This window comes from Photobacterium sp. NCIMB 13483, assembly GCF_003025475.1.
In the GTDB taxonomy this organism is placed as follows: domain Bacteria; phylum Pseudomonadota; class Gammaproteobacteria; order Enterobacterales; family Vibrionaceae; genus Photobacterium; species Photobacterium piscicola.
Map to the genome: position 1 here is coordinate 126,797 of NZ_PYLV01000001.1, position 23,969 is coordinate 150,765.

The window sequence follows — 23,969 nt, forward strand, 5'->3', positions numbered from 1 at the left end:
GGTATGTTTAAAACCACGCTTGCCACGCTAATTTAGCAGCAAGAATAAACACGACCGTAATAAAAACGGGACGAATAAATTTAGCGCCAAAATGAATGGCCGAATGAGCCCCTAAATATGCACCTATCATTAAACATACGCCCATAATTAAACCTAGCGCAATATTCACATGACCCAAGATAATGAACGTAATAAGTGAAGTTATATTACTGGTGACATTCATGGCTTTTGCGAGTCCACAAGCGCGTAGCATATCTAATCGATATAAGACCAAACTTGATACCGTCCAAAATGCGCCAGTTCCGGGGCCTGCTAGACCATCATAAAAACCTAAGCTCGATCCTTGTAGCCACTGTTTACGTTTAAAGGTTTTGGTTACCTCTGGTAATTGTGTTTGATCAGGATTTGGGTGTGGATGCCATAAGCTGTAAATAGCGACCGCAAAAATCACTAAAGGTAGGATTTTTTCTAGCCATGCACCACTGATGAGATTCACTGTCAGCGTACCAATAATTGCGCCGATAAAAGTTGCAACAAAGGACGCCTTCCAAAATTGTGGATTAAATAATTGTTTCTTGTAATACGTCCATGCCGCCGTTGAGGAAGCAAAGCTTGCTGCCAGTTTATTGGTACCAAGTGCGATATGGGGGGGAAGACCAAGGGACAATAGAGCAGGAACGGTAAGCATGCCGCCACCGCCTGCTACTGCATCAATAAATCCTGCTGCTAATGCAACAACGCCAAGTATCGCTAATGTACCTGGTTCAATCATATCAATCATTTAAATGCTTTTTATTATGGCTAAGATGATTAGTTGTATTCAATTACGCGCTTAAATGGAGGCAAAGAATCAAGTAATGCCTTTCCATAACGACGATTAATAATACGACGATCTAAAATAACCACTCTACCAGAATCGCGTTCTTTTCGCAGCAGGCGACCTACTGATTGAATTAACTTTTTACTCGCTTCTGGAACAGAAATTTGTAAGAAAGGGTTACCGCCTTTACTTTCAATGTATTCTGCATGTGCTTCTTCTACTGGTGATGTTGGTACGGCAAATGGAATTTTAGTTATAATTAGGTTTTCTAATAAATTCCCCGGTAAATCAAGACCTTCTGAGAAGCTTCCAGTGCCAAATAAAATGCTAGGGATGCCATTTTTACAATTGTCTTTATGTTTTTTTAGCGTTTCGTTACGTGATTCTTCACCTTGAACCAGTAATTGCCACTTGTTTTTCTTGGCTAATGGTCGCAAGGCATCGGCGACTTTGTTCATTTGCCAGTAAGATGAAAATAATACTAAGCTTGCGGTTTCACCTTCAAGGTATTCAGGCAATACTTCTATCAGTAGATCGGTAAATTGTTCTGCTTGTGGCTCAAGTTTTAGCGCTGGAATAACTAACCGAGCGTTGTTTTGATAATCAAACGGTGATGCAAGTGCAAGAAAACGCGTGCCTTCTGCTTCTGCATCAGAGATTCCCGCTTGACGACAAAAGAAGCTAAATTGATTTAATGCACGTAATGTTGCCGACACCAAAATAGCGCCCGCAGCACGGCTCCATAACAGTTGATCAAGACGATAGCCGACTTCTAATGGTGATACTTCAATGATGTAATCATTCTCACGTTCAGGACTTTTTTCTATCCAACGTGCAAGTGGTGCGCCTTTTTTATGGTTGGGTTGTGCCATTAAAGACCAAACTTTTTCTAAATTTTCAAGGCGTTGAAGGTAAAAACCGATCTCAGTAAGTGCTTGCTCACCTAAACGTGGAATAATGACATTTTCCTTGGTACGTTCAGCGATAAGATCTTGAATTTTACCTAATGATTGTAATGCTTTCTTACTGGCATCTTTACAACCTTTCGCTTCTTCTTCGAGCCATGCGGGTAATTCACCATGCTCAAAGCGATAGACACCATCTTTATTGAATTTGCTTGAATCAATAGTGTTGGCGATTTGATTTAAAGTCGGTACTAAATGCTGCACGCTGTCTTGAATTGCGTTTTGGAATCGGTTTGCTTTTTGGTAGTCGGCCAGCTCAGCAAATTTAGCCACAATTTGATTGAGTTTTTCAAGCCATGTAGCAGCCCCTTTGAGACTGGATGCGGCAGATGAAAAGTCACGCGCGACTTGTGGTAAATGGTGTGCTTCATCAATCACATAAATGGTCTGTTCCGGCTCAGGTAAAATCACACCACCGCCTAATTCAATATCAGCCATTAATAAGGCATGGTTTGCCACAATAACATCTGCTTTATCTAGATGTTCTCGTGCTTTAGCAAAAGGGCAGCTACGGTGTTTAGGCATTCCTGCATGGCAGCTGTGTTTATCCGCCATAATTTGTTGCCATACTTTGTCTGGAATCGTTGTCGGCCAGCTATCACGATCACCATCCCATTTGTTTTGTTCAGTAGCTTTTAGCATCCGTTTAAGTAAATCAAGATCGGATTTTTTTGGTTTTTCTTCCCACATTCCCAGTTGTAATTCGCTATCGGTTGAGCAACTTGCTTCTAATTTGTGGTTACAACAATAGCGTTGACGTCCTTTGGCAAGAATAAAGCTAAATTCTCGTGGGAAAATTTGATTAAACAACGGTAAATCTTTGGTAATTAATTGCTCTTGAAGGGCGACGGTTGCCGTTGAAATCAACAGTTTTTTATTATTGAACAATGCAAAAGGGATCCCGCCAATTAAATAGGCCAGAGATTTACCAATACCCGTCCCTGCTTCTGCAACGAGAACTCGATTCTTTTTATGGTATTCACCTGCGAGTGTTTTCGCTATTTCTGCAACTAAATAGTTTTGTGCACGACGAGGAATAAAGTTATCGAGTTGATGACCAAGGTTGATGTAACACTGTTTGATGTCGCTTTTTATGGTGTTGTGCAGCATGGTTGAAACTTCATAAGGGCCGGGAAAACCATTATAGCATGAAGCACTAAATGTGAGCGGTAACAAAAATTACGCTATTTATATTTTAAAGTGAGGGATCGCTCACGATTTTTTACTTCTATTACATTTGCGTTATAGGCACTTTCTGCTAGTAAATTTAAATGCTGCTCATTTGAATTTAGCACAGTGTTTTATGCTGTTTTTTTTGTGTTTTTAGGTTGATTAGTTATGTAAAACACCGCTGTTCATAGGTATTAATTTAATGTTAATTGCATTTTTTTACCTATTTTTTTGTGATTAATATCGAATCTATTTTCCGTAACTATTTGTTTTTGTGATGTGTTTTATGTTTTTTTATATTTAATTTAGATTATTTGACAAAAATATTGAACTTCTGTCAGGATGTGAGCCATAAATTACTTCTCTTGTGTTTTAGTGTTTTGTTTTAAAAATAGAACTCATGACAGGGGAATATAAGGACAGGGAATCTCAGGACTGAGATTTACAACAATAAGAAAGGCAGTGGACATATCATGAAAAAAACTCTATTAGCGCTAGCAGTTCTAACTGCAGCTGGTTCTGCGAATGCTGGCATCAACCTTTACGATGCAAATGGCGTTAAAGTTGATCTTTCTGGCGCAGCTGAAGTACAACTTTTCGATGGTTTTGAAAAGAATGCTGATTCAACTATTCGTATTGATGATGGTGATTTAGTTCTTCATGCAACAGTTGCTGTTTCTGACAATCTGAATGTTGTTTCTGGTACTGCGTTTAAATACGAAAGCCGCGATCTACAGAACTACGAGCTATGGACTGGTTTCTCTGGTGAATTCGGAACAATAACTATTGGTCGTCAACTTCTAGTTTCGGATGATTCAGGTATCGGTAAAGACTACGAGTTAGGTGCTGGCCAAATTGACTTTGCACAAACTGAAGGCGACCGTGTTGCTAAGTACGTTTACGACAACGGTACTTTCTATACTGCGGTTTCTCATGAAATGGATACTGACCACAGCACTACAATTACCGATGGTCGCGTTGGCTTCCGTACTGGCGGTCTAGATGTTCGTGTATATGGTTACGACGGTAAACGCATCAGTGCAGAAGGTTTCACTCTTGGTAATGATAATGGCACACCAATCATCATCCCAGGTAAAGCGGGTGAAGATATCAGTGGTTACAACCTTGAAGCTGAATACGCAATGGGTGCAATTAACCTAGCAGCATCTTTTGGTCAAGTTAAGTACCAAGCCGCTGATACTAAAGTAACAAATAAGAATATTGATCTATACGAAATCAACGGTTCTTACACTATCGATAAAACAACATTGGCACTTGGCTATGTTCGTGGCGAAGATAAAGTTGATAACGGTAACGTAATCAACAATGTGTACGCAAACGTAACTCAACAATTGCACAGCAATGTACGTGCATACCTTGAACTAGGTTACTCTGACGATAAGAAAGATGAGCTAGAAGATTTCGGTTACGTTGTTGGTCTAGAAGTTAAATTCTAATTTGGCTGCGATGTAATGATAGATGAAGCCGCCTCCTTGGCGGCTTTTTGCTACTTTTTGTTTTGTTAAGCAGAGGGTGGTTATTGTTATCGCGCTGACAACAGATAGTAGTGATAACAATAATCAGCCAATAAAAATATTAAGGATTAATACATGAAAAAAAATCTATGGCTATTAATGGCATTGTTTTCAGTAACGGCACAAGCTGCAACATTGACGGTGGCGGATAAAGTGAAGTTATTAGCCGTTGATGGTAAAGAAGTGAAAGGTCAAGGCTGGAGTGAGGTTGAGAGCGTTGAATTAACCGACGGTAAGCATCAAATTGTGGTACGTTTTGATGGTGAGGTTAAGCGTGGTTCAAAGACAACTATTTATACCACTCGTCCGTATTTGTTTGATATTGATTTAGTTGATAGGAATGCTGAGATAACATTGCCTCGACTAACAACTGAATCACAAGCAAAAGCTTTTTTTGAACGTGGTGCAACATGGCAATTAGCCCTTGAAAATGGTGTAACAAAGCCATTGGTTGGGGTTGAGTTGCAAGGTGATGGTTTTGCCGCATACAGTGATATTGAAGCGGTTATTGCTGCTTATAATCGCGATAATGGTATTGTGATTGAGCAGGGTAATGCTGTTGATTTACAACAAGTTTCAGTGAATGTTGATAATGAAACGGGGAAAGTTGAAATCACAGGCGATGCATTAATACAGCTTAAGATGTGGTACACCAAAGCGTCTAAAGAAGATAAAAAAGCGTTTAAAATTTGGATGGCCGAAAAAGATTTTAATTAGTCGTTACGCAGAAATTACAGTGTAGTGATGTAATGATTTTGTGATTTAAAAGTAAAAGGCAGCTTATGTTGCCTTTTACTTATTCGTAATAACAATATGACTTTTAGTGATAGTTAATCGTGATGATAGCGACTATGTTCACGGCATGATTTGCATCGAGGCTGGGCTGGATCTTGTTCGAGATCGCTGTATTCAATCTCTTCTTCACAATCAGCACATAAGCCATACATTCCTAATTTAAATGAGCATACTGCAGCATCTACTTTTTCTAATCGTATTGCCATATCAAAAAGATTAGGAATAAAGGACGATTTAGCCATTACGATAAGATCATTGAGATCGGTATTATCTATTGTGTCGGCATTATTATTTAAATGATTGATTAGCATTTCATTTTTTAATTTTTCTGCTAGCGATGAGTATTCAGTTTCTAACGGATACTGAAAATTTTTATAATTCATATCGGTGATAGCCATAGTGATGATATTCAATAGGAAAGCTAGTGATTAATAATATTAGCTATGCTTTGATTGGGTGTTGTTATACTGCGATTAAATAAGTATCTAATGCAGTATCTCTATGTTTATTAGTCTAATCGAGATTCAATATACTGTTGTGATTTGAATCAATTCTTTAAACGAATTTAATAAATATTGTTTAATTTACTGCGAGATATAACGCTTACTAATGAATGATGCGGTATATTAACAATTAAAACTAATTATCGTTACACGCAGTAAATTACCTAATAGGAAAAATATTAGGGTTGTTTAATAGGTTGATTGAGGTAATAAAAGCTTGAACGAAGGAAAAAAGGTGAATAGTCGAGTGGTACGCTATATTTTAGTCGCTATTGGCTGGATTGCCGTCGTCTTAGGTGTCATGGGGATTTTTTTACCCTTATTACCTACAACGCCGTTTTTATTGTTAGCTAGCGCATGTTTTATGCGGGGCTCGCCTAAGTTAAATCATTGGCTTCATCAACACCCACAACTGGGACCTATTTTAGTTAATTGGCATCAGCATGGAGCCGTGACATCGGTTGTGAAACGGCGGGGATTGATCATGATCGTGCTCAGTTTTACTTTCTCTATTATTATGGTGCCATTATGGTGGCATAAGGGGATGTTACTGACGGGATGTGTGGTTTTATTGTACTGTTTTAATCGCTTACCCATTGTTGATATTCAACCTGATTCTGTGTCAGTTGCCGAACTCGACGAAAACTCATAAAATGCTCGATTGTCACATAAAAATACGGCTGTTATTAACGGCTCTATTTTTATGCTTTGTCTGCAACTAGCAGGCTTTAACTTAAGATTACTCTGTTTGCCGTCAGAGTAAGTACGGAAAGAATGATGAATCAAGAAACATTAAATTTAATTACCAATAGCATTAAATCAATTCAAGATTATCCTAAGCCAGGTATTCTTTTTCGTGACGTAACAAGCCTAATGGAAGTACCTGAAGCGTATCGCGCTACGATTGCGATTTTAGCTGAAAAGTATCAAGATCAAGGCATCACTAAGATTATTGGTACAGAAGCTCGTGGTTTCTTATTTGGTGCACCTTTAGCTCTAGCACTTGGGGTTGCATTTGTACCGGTACGTAAGCCGGGTAAATTACCGCGTGAAGTGATCGCTGAAAGTTATGAACTTGAGTATGGCAAAGACACGCTAGAAATTCATAAAGATGCGATTGTTGCGGGTGACAAAGTGCTACTTGTTGATGATTTATTGGCGACTGGCGGCACAATTGAAGCAACCACTAACTTAGTACGCCGTTTAGGCGGTGATGTTAAGGATGCGGCATTTGTTATCAACTTACCTGATATCGGTGGTGAAGCGCGTCTACAAGGCTTGGGTCTTGACGTTTACTCTATTTGTGATTTTCCTGGTCACTAATTAATACGCTATAGCTTAAGCATATTTCCTATTAAGGTGATAGTTGGCTAATCATTGGGCGCTTACTCTAGCGCCCTCTCGCTCACTAAACAGCACTATGCTAGCATTGATGCTGATTTCAATGTTTTACATACCTCATTACTATTTCGTTTATTTTCTTTGTTTTATAATGATCGATATCGGTTACTATCATTATAGCTATGATGGCGAGAATAAAAGAAAGAGTGGCGAGTTTCGTTACACCAGATGCAGTCCAGATTGATTAAGGTTATTTATAAATGAGTTATCAGGTTCTGGCCCGAAAATGGCGTCCCTACCAGTTTGCAGATGTGGTTGGACAATCACACGTATTAACTGCACTAGGTAATGCCTTAGAGCAAAATCGGCTTCACCATGCTTATCTTTTTAGTGGTACGCGTGGAGTAGGTAAAACGACGATTGCACGTATTTTTGCTAAAGGGTTAAATTGTGAGCAAGGCATCACAGCTACGCCTTGTGGTAAATGTACAACCTGTCGTGAAATTGATGAAGGACGGTTTGTTGATCTGCTAGAAATTGATGCTGCATCACGCACTAAAGTTGAAGATACACGTGAATTGTTGGATAACGTGCAGTATAAACCTGCACGTGGTCGCTTTAAAGTTTATCTGATTGACGAAGTGCACATGCTTTCACGTCATAGTTTTAATGCATTATTGAAAACATTAGAAGAGCCACCAGAATATGTGAAATTCATTCTGGCGACGACTGATCCGCAAAAATTACCAGTAACGATTTTATCGCGTTGCTTACAGTTTCATTTAAAACATCTTGATCACCAACAAATCCATGCCCAACTCGATAAAGTCCTAACGGAAGAGAAAGTCGAGTATGAAGCGCGTGCATTAGCATTGCTAGCTCGTGCAGCTGAAGGCAGTATGCGTGATGCATTAAGTTTAACAGACCAAGCGATTGCATTGGGTAATGGCAATGTTAGTGCTGAAACTGTTGCGACAATGCTAGGTACATTAGATACCGATCAAGCGTTGTCATTACTTGAAGCGGTGGCAACAGCTGATGCTAATACTGCAATGGCAAGTTTGCAGCAGTTAGCCTCGATCGGTATTGAGTGGGATAGTTTATTACGTGAATTATCGGCACAATTGCACCGAGTGGCAATGTTCCAAGCATTACCAGCAAGTTTAGATGATAGCTTACCTGATGCTGAGCGAATTAATTTATTGAGCCAATTGATGACACCACAAGATGTACAATTGTGTTATCAAATTTGCTTACAAGGGCGTCAAGATCTGTCGTTTGCACCCGATGGCCGTACTGGCTTAGAAATGGTGTTATTGCGTATGCTTGCTTTCCGTCCTGTTAGTGGTGGCAGTATTACGCCTCAGGCGATTGTGGTGCCGAGTAGTCAGCCTGCACCGTTAGTGGCACCCGCGACCAGCGGTGTCTCGCGAGTACAAGCATTAAAAGCACAAATGCAAACACCGGCAACGAATAATATTCAATCAACGGTAGCACCTGTTGTCTCACCTCAGTCGGCAGCACCGATGGCTCCAGCACCAATGCCTGACGCTATTGTTGCGCCTGCGCCACAGGAACAATCATCAGTGCCACAGCCACCACAACCGGTGACGCAACCACCAATAGATGCTGCGCCTGTTCGACCATCGGCAGCATCAGGGTTATTAGCCGCGCGTAATCAATTACGTAGTCAGACCAAACGTGGCCAAGACGGACAAACAACGAGCACGTCGCCAAAAAAGGATCTAACGACGCCAGCTAAAAAAGTCGCAACTTCAGTGATGGATCGGATTGCGAGTAAGCAAACCTCGATGCCAACAATGAAATCCCATGCGATGCCGGCGTCGACAGTGGCGAATAATGCGACTGAAGACGATGAATATCGTTGGAAACCGATGGCAAAGCCAGCGTTAGAGGCCGATGTTAAGCCTGAGTTAACCCCACGAGTATTGAAGCGCGCTTTAGAACATGAAAAAACGCCTGAGATGGCGAAATTACTTGTCAATGAAGCTGCAAATCAGGATAGTTGGTCACAGTTAGTCACTCAGCTTGATGTGCCAAAATTAATTCAGCAATTAGCATTGAATTCGGCTTTTGAACGTGTGGATGATCACATTACATTGTATTTACGTTCGGCTCAGAAACATTTGCAAGCAGATCGAGCGACGGCACAATTAAACAGTGCCTTGAGTGAGGTGTTACAAGCACCTGTACAATTGTCGATTGTTTTAGGCGAGCAAGGTCAGACACCGCTTGAATTACGCGAAAGTTTGTACCAACAAAAATTGCTACAAGCGCGAGACAGTTTAGCTAACGATCCTAATGTTAATTTCATTTGTCAGCGTTTTGCTGCACAACTGGATGAAGAAAGTATTAGACCTGTTTAAAATTTTTAACCAGACCCGATAGAGAGAGAAGAGATATGTTTGGTAAAGGCGGTATGGGCAACATGATGAAGCAAGCGCAGCAAATGCAAGAGCGCATGCAAAAGATGCAAGAAGAAGTTGCTAACATGGAAGTTACTGGTGAATCTGGTGCTGGCCTTGTTAAAGTAACTATCACAGGCAGCCACAGCGTTCGTCGTGTTGAAATTGATGAAAGTCTAATGGAAGATGATAAAGACATGCTTGAAGATTTGATTGCTGCGGCATTCAATGATGCAGCACGTCGTATCGAAGAAACACAAAAAGAAAAAATGGCAGGTGTTACCGGCGGTATGAATTTACCTGCTGGCTTTAAGCTACCGTTTTAATCAATGCGAACCAGTCATTTACTGGAGCATTTGATGGAAGCCTTACGTTGTTTGCCTGGGGTTGGCCCTAAGTCAGCACAACGGATGGCTTTTAATTTGCTACAACGAAATCGTCAAGGTGGCTTACAACTCGCTGATGCGTTAAATCAAGCCATGACTGAGATTGGTCATTGTCGTGATTGTCGTACGTTTACCGAAGATGATGTTTGTGCAATTTGTGATAACCCTCGGCGTAAAGAGAACGGTATTATTTGTGTGGTCGAAAGCCCTGCAGATATTGTAGCAGTAGAAGCAACCGGTCAATTTTCAGGACGTTATTTTGTATTAATGGGCCATTTATCACCACTTGATGGTATTGGTCCTGCTGATATTGGTCTTGATACGCTAGAGTTTCGTTTACAAAAAGAAGCAATTAATGAATTAATTTTAGCTACCAACCCAACGGTTGAAGGCGAGGCAACTGCCCATTATATTGCTGAACTTTGTCATGAATATAATGTACCTGCGAGCCGAATTGCTCACGGTGTACCCGTTGGTGGCGAGTTAGAATTGGTTGATGGCACCACGCTATCGCACTCTCTTGCTGGACGGCAGCGATTGTAGCCATGGTTATTATTGCAATAAAAAAACCGCGTTCTTTGAGCGCGGTTTTTTATTTACTGCTATTTATATAGTCTTAAGCGTTAAGGGATTATTTTGTTGAATACAACACCTTAGAGCCATGAGTGAGACTAGTCAGTAATAAGGTATGCTCGTTGATAGTGTCAATGCGCCGACTTTCTTGAGCATTCATCCTAAAGATATCTCTAATAATATTTAGCTGTTTACTATCAAAATCATGGTTTGAACCTGATGTGATATCTTTAAATTCTAATGGTTCTGTTAATAAATAGCCGCCACTGACATCCCATCGACCTGACTCTGAAATATGGATCGTTAGGGGTTGTGGTTCATCACTGTGTAACTCAAGAATCGTGATTCGAGAATAAGTATGGTTAGGTAAAAATACCATATTACTGCTTTGTTTTACTTTGCGTAATTCTTGCAGTGACGATTGTGGTAATGATTCTATTTGACTAATCGTCGTGCTTTGCCATTCACGCGACATCAACAACTGTTGTTGCTTGTAGTCTGTTGAATAATAAATCCATGAACACAGAGTAATTGAGCTAATTAAAATCAAAAAAGGCCAGTATTTGTGTAAAAGACGGGTTATTTGGTTAGAGGCCGTTAGCGACATAAATTTGAGTTATCCTTACCGCTCGTGAGTAAACGCAGTGTGACATTTTCTGCAGGCTGCTTACTACTATGCAAATAGTTTAAATACAATTGGTTATTTTGACCGCCAGTCACAATAACTTCCGACGGTTTCATCTCTGGATTATTGTGATATTGAATGTAACTGTTTACACAAGTTCGGATTAAATCCTGCCACTGTTTGATTTCAGTGTTATTTTTAGACGCATAAATAGTTACCCCATCAACATCAAATAAAGGTGTAAAAGCAACAGATTTTGGTGGCATGCTGAGGTTAACAATAATTGGCAATACAAACGCAATCGCTAATGCTAACCAACCTTTCCACGAGATCAATGTCGACTTATTTTCCTCTGATACTTTATCTTGAGGATAATGTGCAGTTGTAGGTGTATAGCTATACGCTTCTTTACGTGGTGAAGAAAGTATCGGTTCAAATTCTGGTGGTGTAGAAAGTACCGCTGGTTCATCAGTCTTTGTTTCGGGTTCTAATAACTGTTTTTGACAGACGTAACCCTCCACAGAAGCAATCATTTGATAGCCACGTTTAGGCACTGTTTTTACAAATTCAGGTGATTTTGTTGAGTCTTTTAATGCCTTACGCAAGGTCGAAATCGCTTGCGTTAGGCTCGAATCATCGACTTCAAACCCTTGTTCACGCCATACATAATCATGAATTCGTTGGCGAGTAATAATTAGGCTAGGATCTTCAATGAGCAAACTTAAAGCTCGACTTTCATTGCTACCAAGTCGAGTTAATTCATTATTATCACATTTATCTATTAAGCTGTTATCATTAGGATCGAAAATAAAACGATTTCCAATCAAATACTTAGTTGCATTTGCCGTCATTGGTTTAGCCTTGCCAAGGGTTTTATATAAATAGTATTTTATATGTTTTTTCTGAATACTATCTGAATCTAAAAATATAAAACCGTTACTCAAAAAATATAAAAATAAAAAACATGTTATTTTAGGTTGAAATCATACAGTTTGACCATATTTATCTTTATATACTACTCATAAATTTTTTGGAGTCGAAATGAGCGAGCAAACAGTTGATAATCAAAAGGAAACACGTGGCTTCCAGTCGGAAGTAAAACAACTACTGCATTTAATGATTCATTCTCTTTACTCTAATAAAGAGATTTTTTTACGTGAATTGATTTCCAATGCATCTGATGCTGCTGATAAATTACGTTTTAAGGCCTTGTCTCAAACAGCGCTTTACGGTAACGATGCTGATTTATGTGTAAAGCTATCAGTTAACAAAGATGCGGGTACATTAACCATTAGTGATAATGGTATTGGTATGACGCGTGAACAAGCGATTGAGCATTTAGGGACTATTGCTAAATCAGGTACTAAAGAATTTTTTGCTCAACTAAATGAAGATGAAACCAAAGATTCACAACTGATTGGTCAGTTTGGTGTTGGTTTCTATTCAGCATTTATTGTTGCTGATAATGTTACAGTCAATACTCGTAGTGCTGAAGTTAATGCCGAAGAAGGCGTAAGCTGGACATCAGCAGGTGAAGGTGATTACAGCATTGAAACCATCACTAAAACGACCCGTGGTACTGATATCATTTTACATTTGCGTGCTGATGAACAAGAGTTCTTAGAAGAGCACCGCTTACGTGAGATCGTTGGTAAATATTCTGATCACATTGGTATTCCTGTCTTTATTCAAACAGAAGAACAAGATGAAGAAGGCAAGGTTACTGGAACAAAATGGGATCAAATTAACAAAGCGCAGGCGCTGTGGACGCGTAATAAGTCTGATATCAGCGATGAAGAGTACAAAGAGTTTTACAACCACGTCGCTCATGATTATGCCGAGCCATTAGCATGGAGCCATAACCGTGTTGAAGGTAAGCAAGATTACACTAGCTTATTATACATTCCATCAAAAGCACCGTGGGATCTTAATAACCGCGATGGCCAACATGGTCTTAAATTGTATGTGCAACGTGTGTTCGTTATGGATGATGCTCAGCAGTTCATGCCAACGTACTTACGTTTTGTGCGCGGCTTAATTGATTCAAATGATTTACCTCTAAACGTATCTCGTGAAATTTTACAAGACAACAAAGTAACTCAAGCACTACGTAAAGCGTGTACTAAACGTGTGTTACAAATGCTTGAGCGCATGGCGAAAAATGAGCCAGAGCAATACCAGTCATTCTGGAAAGAATTTGGTCAGGTGCTAAAAGAAGGCTTAGCTGAAGATTTTAGCAACCGCGATAAGATTGCAACGTTGTTACGTTTCTCATCAACAGAGAATGATACAGCAGAGCAGACGGTTTCATTAGCTGATTATCTTGGCCGCATGAAAGACGGTCAGGATAAAATTTATTACTTAACTGCAGATAACTTCAATGCGGCGAAACACAGCCCACACCTTGAGCAGTTCCGTGCGAAAGGCTTAGAAGTTATTTTGATGTACGATCGTATTGATGAATACCTAATGGGTCACTTACCTGAGTTTGAAGGTAAGAAATTCCAAGCGATCACAAAATCTGATCTTGATCTATCTTCATTTGATAATGCAGAAGAAAAAGAAAAGCAAAAAGAAACAGAAAAAGAATTCACATCAGTAACTGAGCGTACCAAAACATACCTTGGTGAGCGGGTTAAAGAAGTACGTCCAACATTTAAACTGCATGATACGCCAGCGGTAATGGTGACAGATGAAAATGAAATGGGCACGCAAATGGCGAAATTGCTTGCAGCAGCAGGTCATGAAGCACCAGAAGTGCAGTACATCTTTGAGTTAAATCCAGAGCATAGCTTAGTGAAGCAAATGGCGGATGAAGCTGACGAAGAAGTCTTTGGCCGTTGGGTTGAGTTCTTGTTTGGTGAAGCAATGCTTGCTGAGCGTGGCACAATGGACGATCCTTCACAGTTCTTAGCTGCCGTAAACAAATTGTTGGTTAAATAATCAATTAACCAATCAAAATCACAGACTATTCTGATAAATCATTCAATCGCAGCTTGGTCACAGTACCAAGCTTGCGACTGAGCGCTAATCAGTGTATTTTCAGTTTTTTGCAAATCTCCACTCTATTTTAAAGGGGAACACAATGCGCATTATCCTTCTGGGTGCTCCAGGTGCAGGTAAAGGTACTCAAGCTCAATTCATCATGGAAAAATTTGGTATTCCTCAAATTTCTACTGGTGATATGTTACGTGCAGCAATCAAAGCGGGCACTGAACTAGGTAAGCAAGCAAAATCAGTGATCGATGCAGGTCAACTTGTATCTGACGATATCATCCTTGGTCTTGTTAAAGAGCGTATCACTGCAGAAGATTGTGCAAAAGGTTTCCTACTTGATGGTTTCCCTCGCACAATTCCTCAAGCTGATGGTCTTAAAGAAAATGGCGTTGTTGTAGATTACGTTATTGAATTTGATGTTGCTGATGATGTGATTGTTGAGCGTATGGCGGGTCGTCGTGCTCACCTTGCTTCAGGTCGTACTTACCATGCTGTTTACAACCCACCAAAGGTTGAAGGTAAAGATGACGTAACAGGTGAAGATCTTGTTATCCGTGAAGATGATAAAGAAGAAACTGTTCGTGCACGTCTAACGGTATACCATAACCAAACTGCACCACTTATCGAGTACTACGGTAAAGAAGCAGCGGCTGGTAACACTAAGTACCTTAAATTCGATGGTACTTTACCTGTTGCTGAAGTAAGCGCACAGCTTGAGAAAGCACTAGCATAAATAACATTGTTGATTAGCTAATATTTATAATAGCTAATAACGATGTAAATAAACGGGCTTACCAATTGGTAATGCTCGTTTTTTTTGGTTTTAATATACGGGTGTTATAAGATGTTATAACAAGATTGAGTATTTTTTGTTGCTGAAATGTATTCGTTTGAGGCTGGGAATAACGTATTTTTAGCGACGGGAATAAATAGAGTAAAGATAAAGGATAAATACCGATGACAATAAATAATAACTATGGGGTATTACTGGTTAATCTTGGTACTCCTGATGCACCAACAACTGCTGGCGTGAAACAGTTTTTAGCTGAATTTTTGCATGATAAGCGAGTCGTGGATATGACGCGTTGGTTATGGTGTCCTATTTTGCATGGCATTATTTTACCAATACGTTCACCTAAAGTGGCTAAATTATATCAATCAGTATGGATGGATGATGGATCACCGTTAATGGTGTATTCTCGTCGTCAGCAACAAGCCCTACAACAAAAGCTTAATGTTCCTGTTGCATTAGGAATGACTTATGGTGAGCCGAGTATTCAATCAGGCTTGCAGCAATTAAAGCAACAAGGGTGCAAACAAATACTTGTATTGCCGCTATACCCTCAATATTCAGCGACGACAACAGCTGCGGTTTTTGATCGTATTGCTAAAGAGTTGAAAACAGTGCCTGAATTACCCGAATTACGGTTTGTGAACCATTATTATGATCACCCTGATTATATTGCTGCGTTAGCTCAATCTGTTGAAAAAGTTTGGGCAGAGAAAGGACAACCAGATTATTTATTATGTTCTTATCATGGCATTCCCCAACGTTATGCAGATAATGGCGATCCCTATCCAGATCATTGTCATCAAACAACCGTGTTACTTGCTCAGTCGCTTGATATGGCGCGAGAAAAAATGAGCATGAGTTATCAATCTATTTTTGGGCGTGAAGAATGGTTAAAACCGTATACTGAAGCGACGATTCGCTCGTTAGCAGAAAAAGGCATAAAACGGTTGGATGTAATGTGCCCGGCTTTTTCGGTTGATTGCTTAGAAACCTTAGAAGAGATTGCTGAACAATGTAAAGAGGTATTTATTGAGGCAGGTGGCAAAGAGTTTAATTTGATCCCATGCTTAAATGATGATTCTGCTCATATAGCAATGATGGAAAGCTTGGTTAAGCAGCATACACAAGGATGGTAATGCCGATAGCGACAGGAAAATTATTCCCTTGACGATAACGTTTGCGTTATTGTTTATGGCTATTATTCGCAAAACCTATGATAGCTTTTGCTTTTATGTACCAAATTCTGTGATAGAATTCGCAAAATTTACAACTTGACAGCCCATTGACATGAAATTTCCAGGCCAACGAAAATCTAAGCATTATTTTCCCGTACATGCTCGCGATCCACTTCTAAGTCAAACGAAGATAGAGAAGCGTTTAACACGTACTCATGTTGTGGGTATCGATCAAACATTGGTTGATATTGAAGCCTACGTTGATGATGAGTTTCTGGAACGTTATGAGCTAAGTAAAGGGCATTCATTAGTTATTACTGATGAAAAAGCTGAAGCGCTTTACCATGAGCTAAAAGAAAATAATCTTGTGACTCATGAGTTTGCTGGCGGCACAATCGGTAATACTTTACATAACTATTCAGTATTAGCCGATGATAAATCTGTATTATTAGGCGTGATGAGTAAAGACATTGAAATTGGTAGCTATGCGTACCGTTATCTTTGTAATACCTCAAGCCGTATGGATATGAACTATTTACAACCTGTAGATGGTCCTATTGGCCGTTGTTTTGCGCTGATTTCTAAAGATGGTGAGCGTACCTTCGCAATTAACGAAGGTCGAATGAACCAACTGAAGCCTGATAGTATTCCTGAGTGCGTATTTGAAAACGCATCAGCTTTAGTACTGACCGCTTATCTTGTTCGTTGTAAGCCAGGCGACCCAATGCCAGCTGCAACAATGCAAGCAATTGAGTACGCGAAAAAATATGATGTGCCTGTTGTATTAACATTGGGTACTAAATTCGTTATTCAAGATGATCCACAGTGGTGGCGTGATTTCTTACGTGATCATGTTACTGTGGTTGCAATGAACGAAGACGAAGGCGAAGCATTAACTGGCGAGTCAGATCCTCTTGTTGCAGCAGATAAAACTCTTGAGTGGGTTGATCTTGTACTATGTACTGCGGGCCCTGTTGGGTTATACACTGCGGGTTATACTGAAGAGTCAGCAAAACGTGAAACTGCGTTGCCACTATTACCAGGTGATATTGCTGAATTTAACCGTTACGAATTTAGTCGTCCAATGATTAAAGCAACGTGTGAAAACCCAACTAAGGTTTATTCACATATCGCTCCATATATGGGTGGCCCAGAGCGTATTAAAAATACTAACGGTGCTGGTGATGGTGCATTATCTGCGTTATTACATGATATGTCTGCTAACCGTTACCATAAAGAAAACGTGCCAAATTCAAGTAAGCACCAGTATTCTTTCCTAACTTACTCATCATTTTCACAAGTTTGTTTGTACGCAAACCGTGTAAGTTATGAAGTATTAGCCCAGTATTCACCTCGTCTTTCTCGTGGCTTACCTGAGCGTGAAGATAGCCTAGAAGAAGCTTATTGGGAACGTTAATAACACATTGTTATTAATTAAAAAAAACCGCCATTTTTGATGGCGGTTTTTTTATGCGGTAAATTTATTTATTTTTTGTAAGCTTGGTTATGAACCGCGGCAATCGCACGACCTGATGGATCGGCGGCATTTTTAAAGCTCTCATCCCACTCAATTGCTTTGGCACTAGAACAAGCAATAGATGGACCACCAGGAACACATTTAGCTGCGCTTTCTAATGGGAATAGTTCTTCAAAAATTTCACGGTAAACATAACCTTCTTTTGTTGTTGGCGTGTTATACGGGAAACGGAACGCAGCAGTAGCTAATTGCTGATCGGTGACTTTAGCTGCCGCGACTTCTTTAAGGCTATCAATCCAGCCATAGCCGACACCGTCTGAAAACTGCTCTTTTTGGCGCCATGCAACAGACTCTGGAAGGTAGTGTTCAAAACACTCGCGAACAATGTGTTTTTCCATTTTGCCGTTGCCACACATTTTATCTTGAGGGTTAATGCGCATTGCAACATCAAGGAATTCTTTATCCAAGAACGGTACTCGTGCTTCGATGCCCCATGCCGCCATTGATTTGTTCGCGCGTGCACAGTCAAACATATTAAGCGCTAACAATTTACGCACTGTCTCTTCATGAAATTCTTTTGCGTTAGGCGCTTTATGGAAATATAAATAGCCACCAAAGATTTCATCAGCACCTTCTCCTGAAAGTACCATTTTAATACCCATTGCACGGATCTTACGTGACATCAAATACATAGGGGTTGATGCACGAATCGTGGTGACATCATAGGTTTCAATGTGGTAAATCACATCACGAATAGCATCTAACCCTTCTTGAACGGTATAGGTTAATTCATGGTGAACCGTACCAATTGCATCTGCTACAATTTTCGCTGCTTTTAAATCGGGAGCACCTTCAAGGCCGATAGCAAAGGAGTGCAGTGTTGGCCACCATGCTTGTGACTGCTCATCATCTTCAATACGTTTAGCTGCAAATTTTTTCGTGATAGCAGAAATAACGGATGAATCTAAACCACCTGACAGTAATACCCCATAAGGTACATCTGTCATTAATTGGCGTTTAACGGCACTTTCAAGCGCATCGGTTAATGCTACTTTATCTGTTTTAGCGTCTTTAACGGCATCAAATTCCATCCAGTCACGTTTGTAGTAACGAACAGGTTCGCCTTTTTTACTCCAAAGGTAAGTACCTGGAGGAAATTCACTGATTGTTTTACACACAGGGACTAGTGCTTTCATTTCTGATGCAACATAGAAGTTACCATGCTCATCATAGCCTTGATAAAGTGGAATGATACCAATGTGGTCACGGCCAATAAGGTAAGCATCTTCTTGCTCATCATAAAGAATAAAGGCAAAGATACCGTTGAGGTAATCTAACAGCTCTGGGCCTTTTTCTTTATAAAGCGCTAAAATAATTTCACAATCAGATTCTGTTTGGAAAGGGTAATCAGGTGCAAATTCAGCACGTAGTTCTTTATGGTTATAGATTTCACCATTTACTGCAAGTACATGACTTTTATCTGTGTTGTACAGCGGTTGTTCGCCACTATTAAGGTCAACGATTGCTAAACGCTCATGAACTAGAATAGCATTGTCTGAGGCATAAATACCTGACCAATCAGGGCCGCGGTGGCGCATTTTTTTTGATAGCTCAAGAGCTGTTGTACGAAGTACTGATGAGTCGCTCTTGATGTCAAGGATACCGAATACTGAACACATAATAATACTACTCCAAACGTTTTATTTTTATTATCCATAATTAATGGAAATGTATCATGTAGCTAATAAGTTATCATTATGATAATTGATGTTGATGCCACATCTCTTTTCTCGTTGATTGTTAAAATCACGTATTCGTTAATAAATTACAACCAATTATTGTAATTATATTTAATTAAAGCGCTGGTGGTGAATATTATCTATTTAAAATGGTTTTTTCTGAATATTATCTATTTAACGGTAGTTTTTTAATTAAAAAAATAAACAATGGTGGCGCCATTGTTTATTTTTCATTGCGAAATATCTAACTTTTGAAGCGCAACTTAGGACGTTTTGAGAGGGGATATCTGAGGTTGAAGGTGGTCACAGACATCACGCGCAAAACCGCTACCTGCTTCGCTGTAAATATTAAAGGCTGCATCAATACCTTGCTGATGTAATTGGGTCTCTTCATCACTGTATTTAGCTATAGCAGCTATTTTTCCTTGGAAATGGCGGCTTTTAAGCTGATCTAAAGCGTAAATGTTGGCTGTGCCATTTGGCATCGCTAATAAAATAAGCTCAATGTGATGATTTTTGATAACCCGTTCCCAAAAATCAGGGTCGGTGGCATCACCATGAATGACATTACGCTGTTGCTGGCGATGTAACTCTACTGATTCTTGACGAGTCTCAACCCCAATAATCTGTTGACCATACCGACTTTCTAACTCGTCATAGGCGCCTGAACCGATACGTCCCATGCCTAGAATAAGAATACTGGCATTTCCTAAATCAATCAGTTTGTCATTACAATTTAATCGATCAGGATCAAATTCTTTTAGTCGCTTAGCCGCTTCAGTATAGAGTTTATGACTCATACTGTTCAGTGGTGCAGCGAGTAGAAATGATAAGGAGACGGCGATAGCCATGGCCACTAAAAATGTACCCGGTAATAACCCCATTTTATAGGCGACACCACCCACAATAAGGCCAAATTCACTGTAATTAAATAAGGTTAACGTGGCTAACATTGAGGTTCGTACACGATAGCGACATAAATGGAATACGGCGTAATAAAGAATGCCTTTTAGTGGTAATAGCAGCATTAGTACCAGTGCCATTAACATACCATTGACGGTAGGGGATTCTGCGAGACCAATGTTTAAAAAGAAGCATACCAAGAGGAGTTCTTTAAAATTAAACAATGATTTAGCCATCTCTGATGCTTTAGGATGACCAGCCATTAGCATGCCTAATATCAAGGCACCTAAGTCTGGTTTCATCCCGACAATTTCAAATAAACCTGCACCTGCAACCAGTGCAAGTATAACCGCATACAAGACTAATATTTCACCGTGTCCAGCTTTATCGAGGATGCGATATAACAATGGACGTAGTAAAGGCAGGGCAAACAAACCAAGTGCAGTAATATCTGGGATTTTACCGCTGGATATAGTGAGAAAGAGTACTGCAAAAATATCCTGCATAACCAGGATACCAATCGCGACGGTACCATATTTAGCGTTTAATTCTCCTTTGTCTTGTAGCAGTTTGACGGCAAAAACAGTACTAGAAAATGATAATGCAAAGCCAATCAGTACTAATTGACTGAGTGCCATTTCGGCAAACATTGTTAGTCCTAATTGTTTTAGCATTAACAGAAATAGCGTAAACAAGGCGGTAGATAATAGATTGTGTATGGTTGCGCCGCCCCATACTTCTTTGTTAAGTAAAGTTTTTATGTCAAGTTTTAAGCCAATGGTAAATAACAATAATGTCACGCCAAGATCGGCTAACGTTGTCAGTGCTGGTGTCGGTTGAAAACCAAAACTATTAAGCGTAAAGCCAGCGACTAAAAAGCCAACTAAAGGGGGTAATTTACAACGAAGGGCAATAAAACCGGCTAGAAAAGCCGCGCTAATATACAGTAGCTCCATATTTTAGACTACATCCTTGCAAGTAGTGTGCGGAAATATAATTGGTAACAATAATAGCATTAGGGGGATTAATCATTTGAGATTAATCCCCCTTTTTTGTAATGGTGGTTTGATAAGAACGATAGTTATTCGCTCTTATGAATGGAGATCGTGGTGACTTAATCTTCGAGTAAGCGTTGTAGCAGTACACCATTAAGCATGGCGCGTTTAATCATAGAGAAAGCACCTATGGTCGGTTGGTTATATAACTCTGACGCGACAATCGGCAAATCATGATTAAAAGCAGATAATGATTGGTTTTCCACACAACGACGTATTGCAGGTAATACAATAGCTTGAGCTTGAGTAATATTACCCGCCAGAATAATCTTTTGCGGGTTGAATAAATTAATCGTCATTGCTAAAGCTTTACCAAGATGGTGACCGACTTTCAGTAATGCTTGAATGGCCAGTTCATCACCATTGTTAGCCGCGTCACAAATGGCAGGCATAGTGACCTCTTCCAAGTCTTGTAAACTACTTGGGTAGCCTTGGCTGAGTAGGTTTTTGACATGCATAATGACCGCAGGATCAGAAGCTACCGTTTCTAAGCAGCCAAAATTACCGCATTGGCATTTATCACCTAAAGGATCAATTTGAATGTGACCAATTTCACCGACATTACGGTTTTGGCCGAGGAAGACTTGGCCATTAACGATAATGCCAGCCCCTGTACCGTTATGCATGCTAACTAAGATGGAGTCTTTACAATCACGGCTGGCACCAAAGAAATGCTCTGCCAGTGCTAAGCCTCTAACATCATTACCGACAAAGGTAATAATATTGAATGTTTTTTGTAGAATATGTGCAAGTTCAAAGTCGTGAACGTTAATATTTGGCATGTAAGTAACTGTGCCGGTTTCTGGGTTCACAAGCCCTGGAAGAATAATGCCAAATGCCACTAATTCTTTCATTACATTCTGATTGTTATCAATAAATTCTTGAATATATTTGATGAGGCCTGCGGCTAATACATCTTGGTCTGAATATAAAAATGGGTAGGCCGCACCAGTAATATGTTTACCGCTGAGGTCATAAAGGGTTATTTCAATATTGTTGCGGCCAATGCGTACAGCGATAGAGTGAAAGTTCACTGATTCAGTTGTCAGTGAGATAGCTCTTCTACCTCCCGTTGAAGCCTGTTGAGCGACTTCTTTTATTAAGCCACGCTCCAGTAACTGACGGGTGATTTTAGTGACACTTGCAGGCGCGAGGTGACTAATATCAGCGACCTGAATGCGAGATATGGGGCCCTGCAAGTCGATAAGTCGGTATACCGCAGCACTATTTAGCTGCTTGACCAGATCAACATTACCAATTTGTCCGCCTGTCATAATTTAGTTCTGCTCGTAATTAGCGTTAATAATTATCGCCTGAAGATGATTATGATGATGAATTATCGTTATCGTCTTTATCAAAGCGCTACCTATTATTCGACACGGATTTAATTAATTTTGATGATTATTAGTGTCGAATTGTTTGATGTATTGCATTTTTCAATACATTAATTAACACACTAATATACTTTCTTATGAGTAAAAATAAAGAAATCGTTGTTGATGCTTGCTTGGGCTGTGGCATTGGTCACTAAAATACGAAAAACGAGCTATAGAGAAGGGATATATCGCTAACAAGCGAATTGTAAACCATAACTGTATTGTTAATAGTCACAATTATTCTTTTTTGTGTTTAATTTCAATGAGGAAAGTAAAACGCCGTCAGGGTGGCGGCGTTTATTCAATGTTCGGTGACGATAAACAATAAATGTTATTTCGTACCTAAAAATGACACGGTTCTAGATTAGATGTGTGTCAGGTTTTCAGCTTCTAACTCTTGGAAGTACTTAACTGTTTTCACTTTAAGTTCTTGAGTTGATGGCTCATCACAAATGATCATTGATTTAGGGTGAAGCTGTAGTGCAGATACAGTCCATAGGTGGTTTACACAACCTTCAACAGCGGCTTCAAGTGCTTGTGCCTTGTTGTGACCTGTGATCAGAATCATTACTTCTTCAGAATCTAGTAGTGTACCTACACCAATAGTTAATGAATATTTAGGAACTTGGTTGATATCACCATCAAAGAAACGAGAGTTTGCAATACGAGTTTCGTGCGTAAGCGTTTTGATACGAGTACGAGAAGCGAGTGATGATGCAGGTTCGTTGAATGCGATATGACCGTCGTTACCCACGCCACCCATGAATAAATTGATGCGGCCGTAAGTTTTGATTTTGTCTTCGTAACGTTGACATTCAGCTTCGTGATCTGCGGCATTACCATCAAGTAAGTTGATGTTTTGCTCTTGCATATCAACATGGCTAAAGAAGTTGTTATACATGAAGTTACGGTATGATTCAGGGTGATCAGCCGCCATACCAACATATTCATCCATGTTGAATGTCACGACGTTTTTAAAGCTTACTTCGCCAGCTTGGTATAATTCAATCAAACGCTGGTATGTCGGAAGTGGTGTACCACCTGTAGGTAGACCTAGCACAAATGGACGCTCAGCTGTTGGTTGGAACTTATTAATGCGATCTGCAATGTAGCGAGCAGACCATAAACCAACATCTTTAGCGTTATTAAGCGGGATTAGTCTCACGTTGACACCTCGTTGAAGATAGTTAAAACAGGAAAAATCTTAGCGGCATAGCGCCTTTGTTTCGAATGATAAAATAAGTTTTATGATCGAGCTAGCAAAATCACTCAGTTCTGTCTTCGGTCGGTGATTAAGATCACAAATGATGATGTT

General features: G+C 39.8%; 20 protein-coding genes. 11 read left to right on the forward strand and 9 right to left on the reverse strand.

Translation table 11 applies throughout. The annotated features are described in order from the left end of the window. Positions 1-7: 7 nt before the first annotated feature. Both C9I86_RS00635 and dinG read right to left on the reverse strand, forming a co-directional pair. Positions 8-781: a TSUP family transporter gene (locus C9I86_RS00635; protein ID WP_107275343.1), complete on the reverse strand. Its 774-nt coding sequence runs from the start codon at positions 779-781 to the stop codon at positions 8-10. Positions 782-810: 29 nt separating this feature from the next. Beyond that, positions 811-2,895: an ATP-dependent DNA helicase DinG gene (dinG, locus tag C9I86_RS00640; protein WP_107275443.1), complete on the reverse strand. Its 2,085-nt coding sequence runs from the start codon at positions 2,893-2,895 to the stop codon at positions 811-813. Between the two features lie 533 nt (positions 2,896-3,428). On the opposite strand from dinG, the gene C9I86_RS00645 reads away from it, so the two are divergent. Further along, on the forward strand, positions 3,429-4,412 hold the full coding sequence (locus C9I86_RS00645; protein WP_107275344.1) for a porin: 984 nt from the start codon (positions 3,429-3,431) through the stop codon (positions 4,410-4,412). Positions 4,413-4,565: 153 nt separating this feature from the next. Beyond that, positions 4,566-5,207, forward strand: a complete 642-nt coding sequence (locus tag C9I86_RS00650; RefSeq protein WP_080156876.1) for a DUF2057 domain-containing protein — start codon at positions 4,566-4,568, stop codon at positions 5,205-5,207. 113 nt (positions 5,208-5,320) lie between these two features. Here C9I86_RS00650 and C9I86_RS00655 read toward each other — a convergent pair whose 3' ends face one another. Next, on the reverse strand, positions 5,321-5,668 hold the full coding sequence (locus C9I86_RS00655; RefSeq protein ID WP_080157183.1) for a conjugal transfer protein TraR: 348 nt from the start codon (positions 5,666-5,668) through the stop codon (positions 5,321-5,323). A gap of 355 nt (positions 5,669-6,023) precedes the next feature. Between C9I86_RS00655 and C9I86_RS00660 the strand changes: the two genes are divergently transcribed. The 5 genes from C9I86_RS00660 to recR all read left to right on the forward strand — a co-directional run bounded on the left by C9I86_RS00660 (position 6,024) and on the right by recR (position 10,484). Then, positions 6,024-6,440, forward strand: coding sequence for a YbaN family protein (locus C9I86_RS00660; protein WP_255418333.1), 417 nt, complete (start codon positions 6,024-6,026; stop codon positions 6,438-6,440). A gap of 125 nt (positions 6,441-6,565) precedes the next feature. Continuing rightward, positions 6,566-7,111 carry an adenine phosphoribosyltransferase gene (apt, locus tag C9I86_RS00665; RefSeq protein ID WP_080156875.1) on the forward strand — a complete coding sequence of 182 codons (546 nt, stop codon included), beginning with the start codon at positions 6,566-6,568 and terminating at the stop codon, positions 7,109-7,111. Positions 7,112-7,389: 278 nt separating this feature from the next. Next, complete coding sequence (dnaX, locus tag C9I86_RS00670; RefSeq protein ID WP_107275345.1) at positions 7,390-9,516, forward strand: DNA polymerase III subunit gamma/tau; 2,127 nt, start codon at positions 7,390-7,392, stop codon at positions 9,514-9,516. A gap of 35 nt (positions 9,517-9,551) precedes the next feature. Next, entirely contained in the window at positions 9,552-9,881 is a 330-nt protein-coding gene (locus C9I86_RS00675) for a YbaB/EbfC family nucleoid-associated protein (RefSeq protein WP_045041700.1), read from the forward strand. A 3-nt stretch (positions 9,882-9,884) separates the two neighbouring features. Next, positions 9,885-10,484, forward strand: a complete 600-nt coding sequence (recR, locus tag C9I86_RS00680; RefSeq protein WP_080156873.1) for a recombination mediator RecR — start codon at positions 9,885-9,887, stop codon at positions 10,482-10,484. 88 nt (positions 10,485-10,572) lie between these two features. Here recR and C9I86_RS00685 read toward each other — a convergent pair whose 3' ends face one another. Both C9I86_RS00685 and C9I86_RS00690 read right to left on the reverse strand, forming a co-directional pair. Next, complete coding sequence (locus C9I86_RS00685) at positions 10,573-11,121, reverse strand: regulatory protein ToxS (RefSeq protein WP_107275346.1); 549 nt, start codon at positions 11,119-11,121, stop codon at positions 10,573-10,575. After that, the gene (locus C9I86_RS00690) at positions 11,112-11,990 is read right to left on the reverse strand and encodes a transcriptional regulator (RefSeq protein ID WP_107275347.1); all 879 of its coding nucleotides are present in this window, start codon (positions 11,988-11,990) and stop codon (positions 11,112-11,114) included. The genes C9I86_RS00685 and C9I86_RS00690 overlap by 10 nt, the downstream gene beginning before the upstream one ends. A gap of 190 nt (positions 11,991-12,180) precedes the next feature. On the opposite strand from C9I86_RS00690, the gene htpG reads away from it, so the two are divergent. The 4 genes from htpG to C9I86_RS00710 all read left to right on the forward strand — a co-directional run bounded on the left by htpG (position 12,181) and on the right by C9I86_RS00710 (position 17,521). Beyond that, on the forward strand, positions 12,181-14,082 hold the full coding sequence (gene htpG / locus C9I86_RS00695; RefSeq protein WP_080156870.1) for a molecular chaperone HtpG: 1,902 nt from the start codon (positions 12,181-12,183) through the stop codon (positions 14,080-14,082). 142 nt (positions 14,083-14,224) lie between these two features. Beyond that, positions 14,225-14,869 carry an adenylate kinase gene (gene adk, locus C9I86_RS00700; RefSeq protein ID WP_036795529.1) on the forward strand — a complete coding sequence of 215 codons (645 nt, stop codon included), beginning with the start codon at positions 14,225-14,227 and terminating at the stop codon, positions 14,867-14,869. Between the two features lie 224 nt (positions 14,870-15,093). Further along, positions 15,094-16,065, forward strand: coding sequence for a ferrochelatase (gene hemH, locus C9I86_RS00705; protein ID WP_080156869.1), 972 nt, complete (start codon positions 15,094-15,096; stop codon positions 16,063-16,065). 151 nt (positions 16,066-16,216) lie between these two features. Continuing rightward, positions 16,217-17,521 carry an inosine/guanosine kinase gene (locus C9I86_RS00710; RefSeq protein WP_080156868.1) on the forward strand — a complete coding sequence of 435 codons (1,305 nt, stop codon included), beginning with the start codon at positions 16,217-16,219 and terminating at the stop codon, positions 17,519-17,521. A gap of 68 nt (positions 17,522-17,589) precedes the next feature. On the opposite strand, the gene asnB is transcribed toward C9I86_RS00710, so the two are convergent. The 4 genes from asnB to nagB form a co-directional block, all read right to left on the reverse strand. Next, positions 17,590-19,260 carry an asparagine synthase B gene (gene asnB / locus C9I86_RS00715; protein WP_080156867.1) on the reverse strand — a complete coding sequence of 557 codons (1,671 nt, stop codon included), beginning with the start codon at positions 19,258-19,260 and terminating at the stop codon, positions 17,590-17,592. Positions 19,261-19,583: 323 nt separating this feature from the next. Beyond that, a complete protein-coding gene (locus C9I86_RS00720; RefSeq protein WP_107275348.1) occupies positions 19,584-21,179 on the reverse strand; it encodes a cation:proton antiporter family protein in 1,596 nt (531 codons plus the stop codon). A gap of 158 nt (positions 21,180-21,337) precedes the next feature. Beyond that, positions 21,338-22,552, reverse strand: a complete 1,215-nt coding sequence (locus C9I86_RS00725) for an ROK family protein (RefSeq protein ID WP_107275349.1) — start codon at positions 22,550-22,552, stop codon at positions 21,338-21,340. A 466-nt stretch (positions 22,553-23,018) separates the two neighbouring features. Next, positions 23,019-23,819, reverse strand: a complete 801-nt coding sequence (nagB, locus tag C9I86_RS00730; protein WP_080156864.1) for a glucosamine-6-phosphate deaminase — start codon at positions 23,817-23,819, stop codon at positions 23,019-23,021. Positions 23,820-23,969 lie beyond the last annotated feature (150 nt).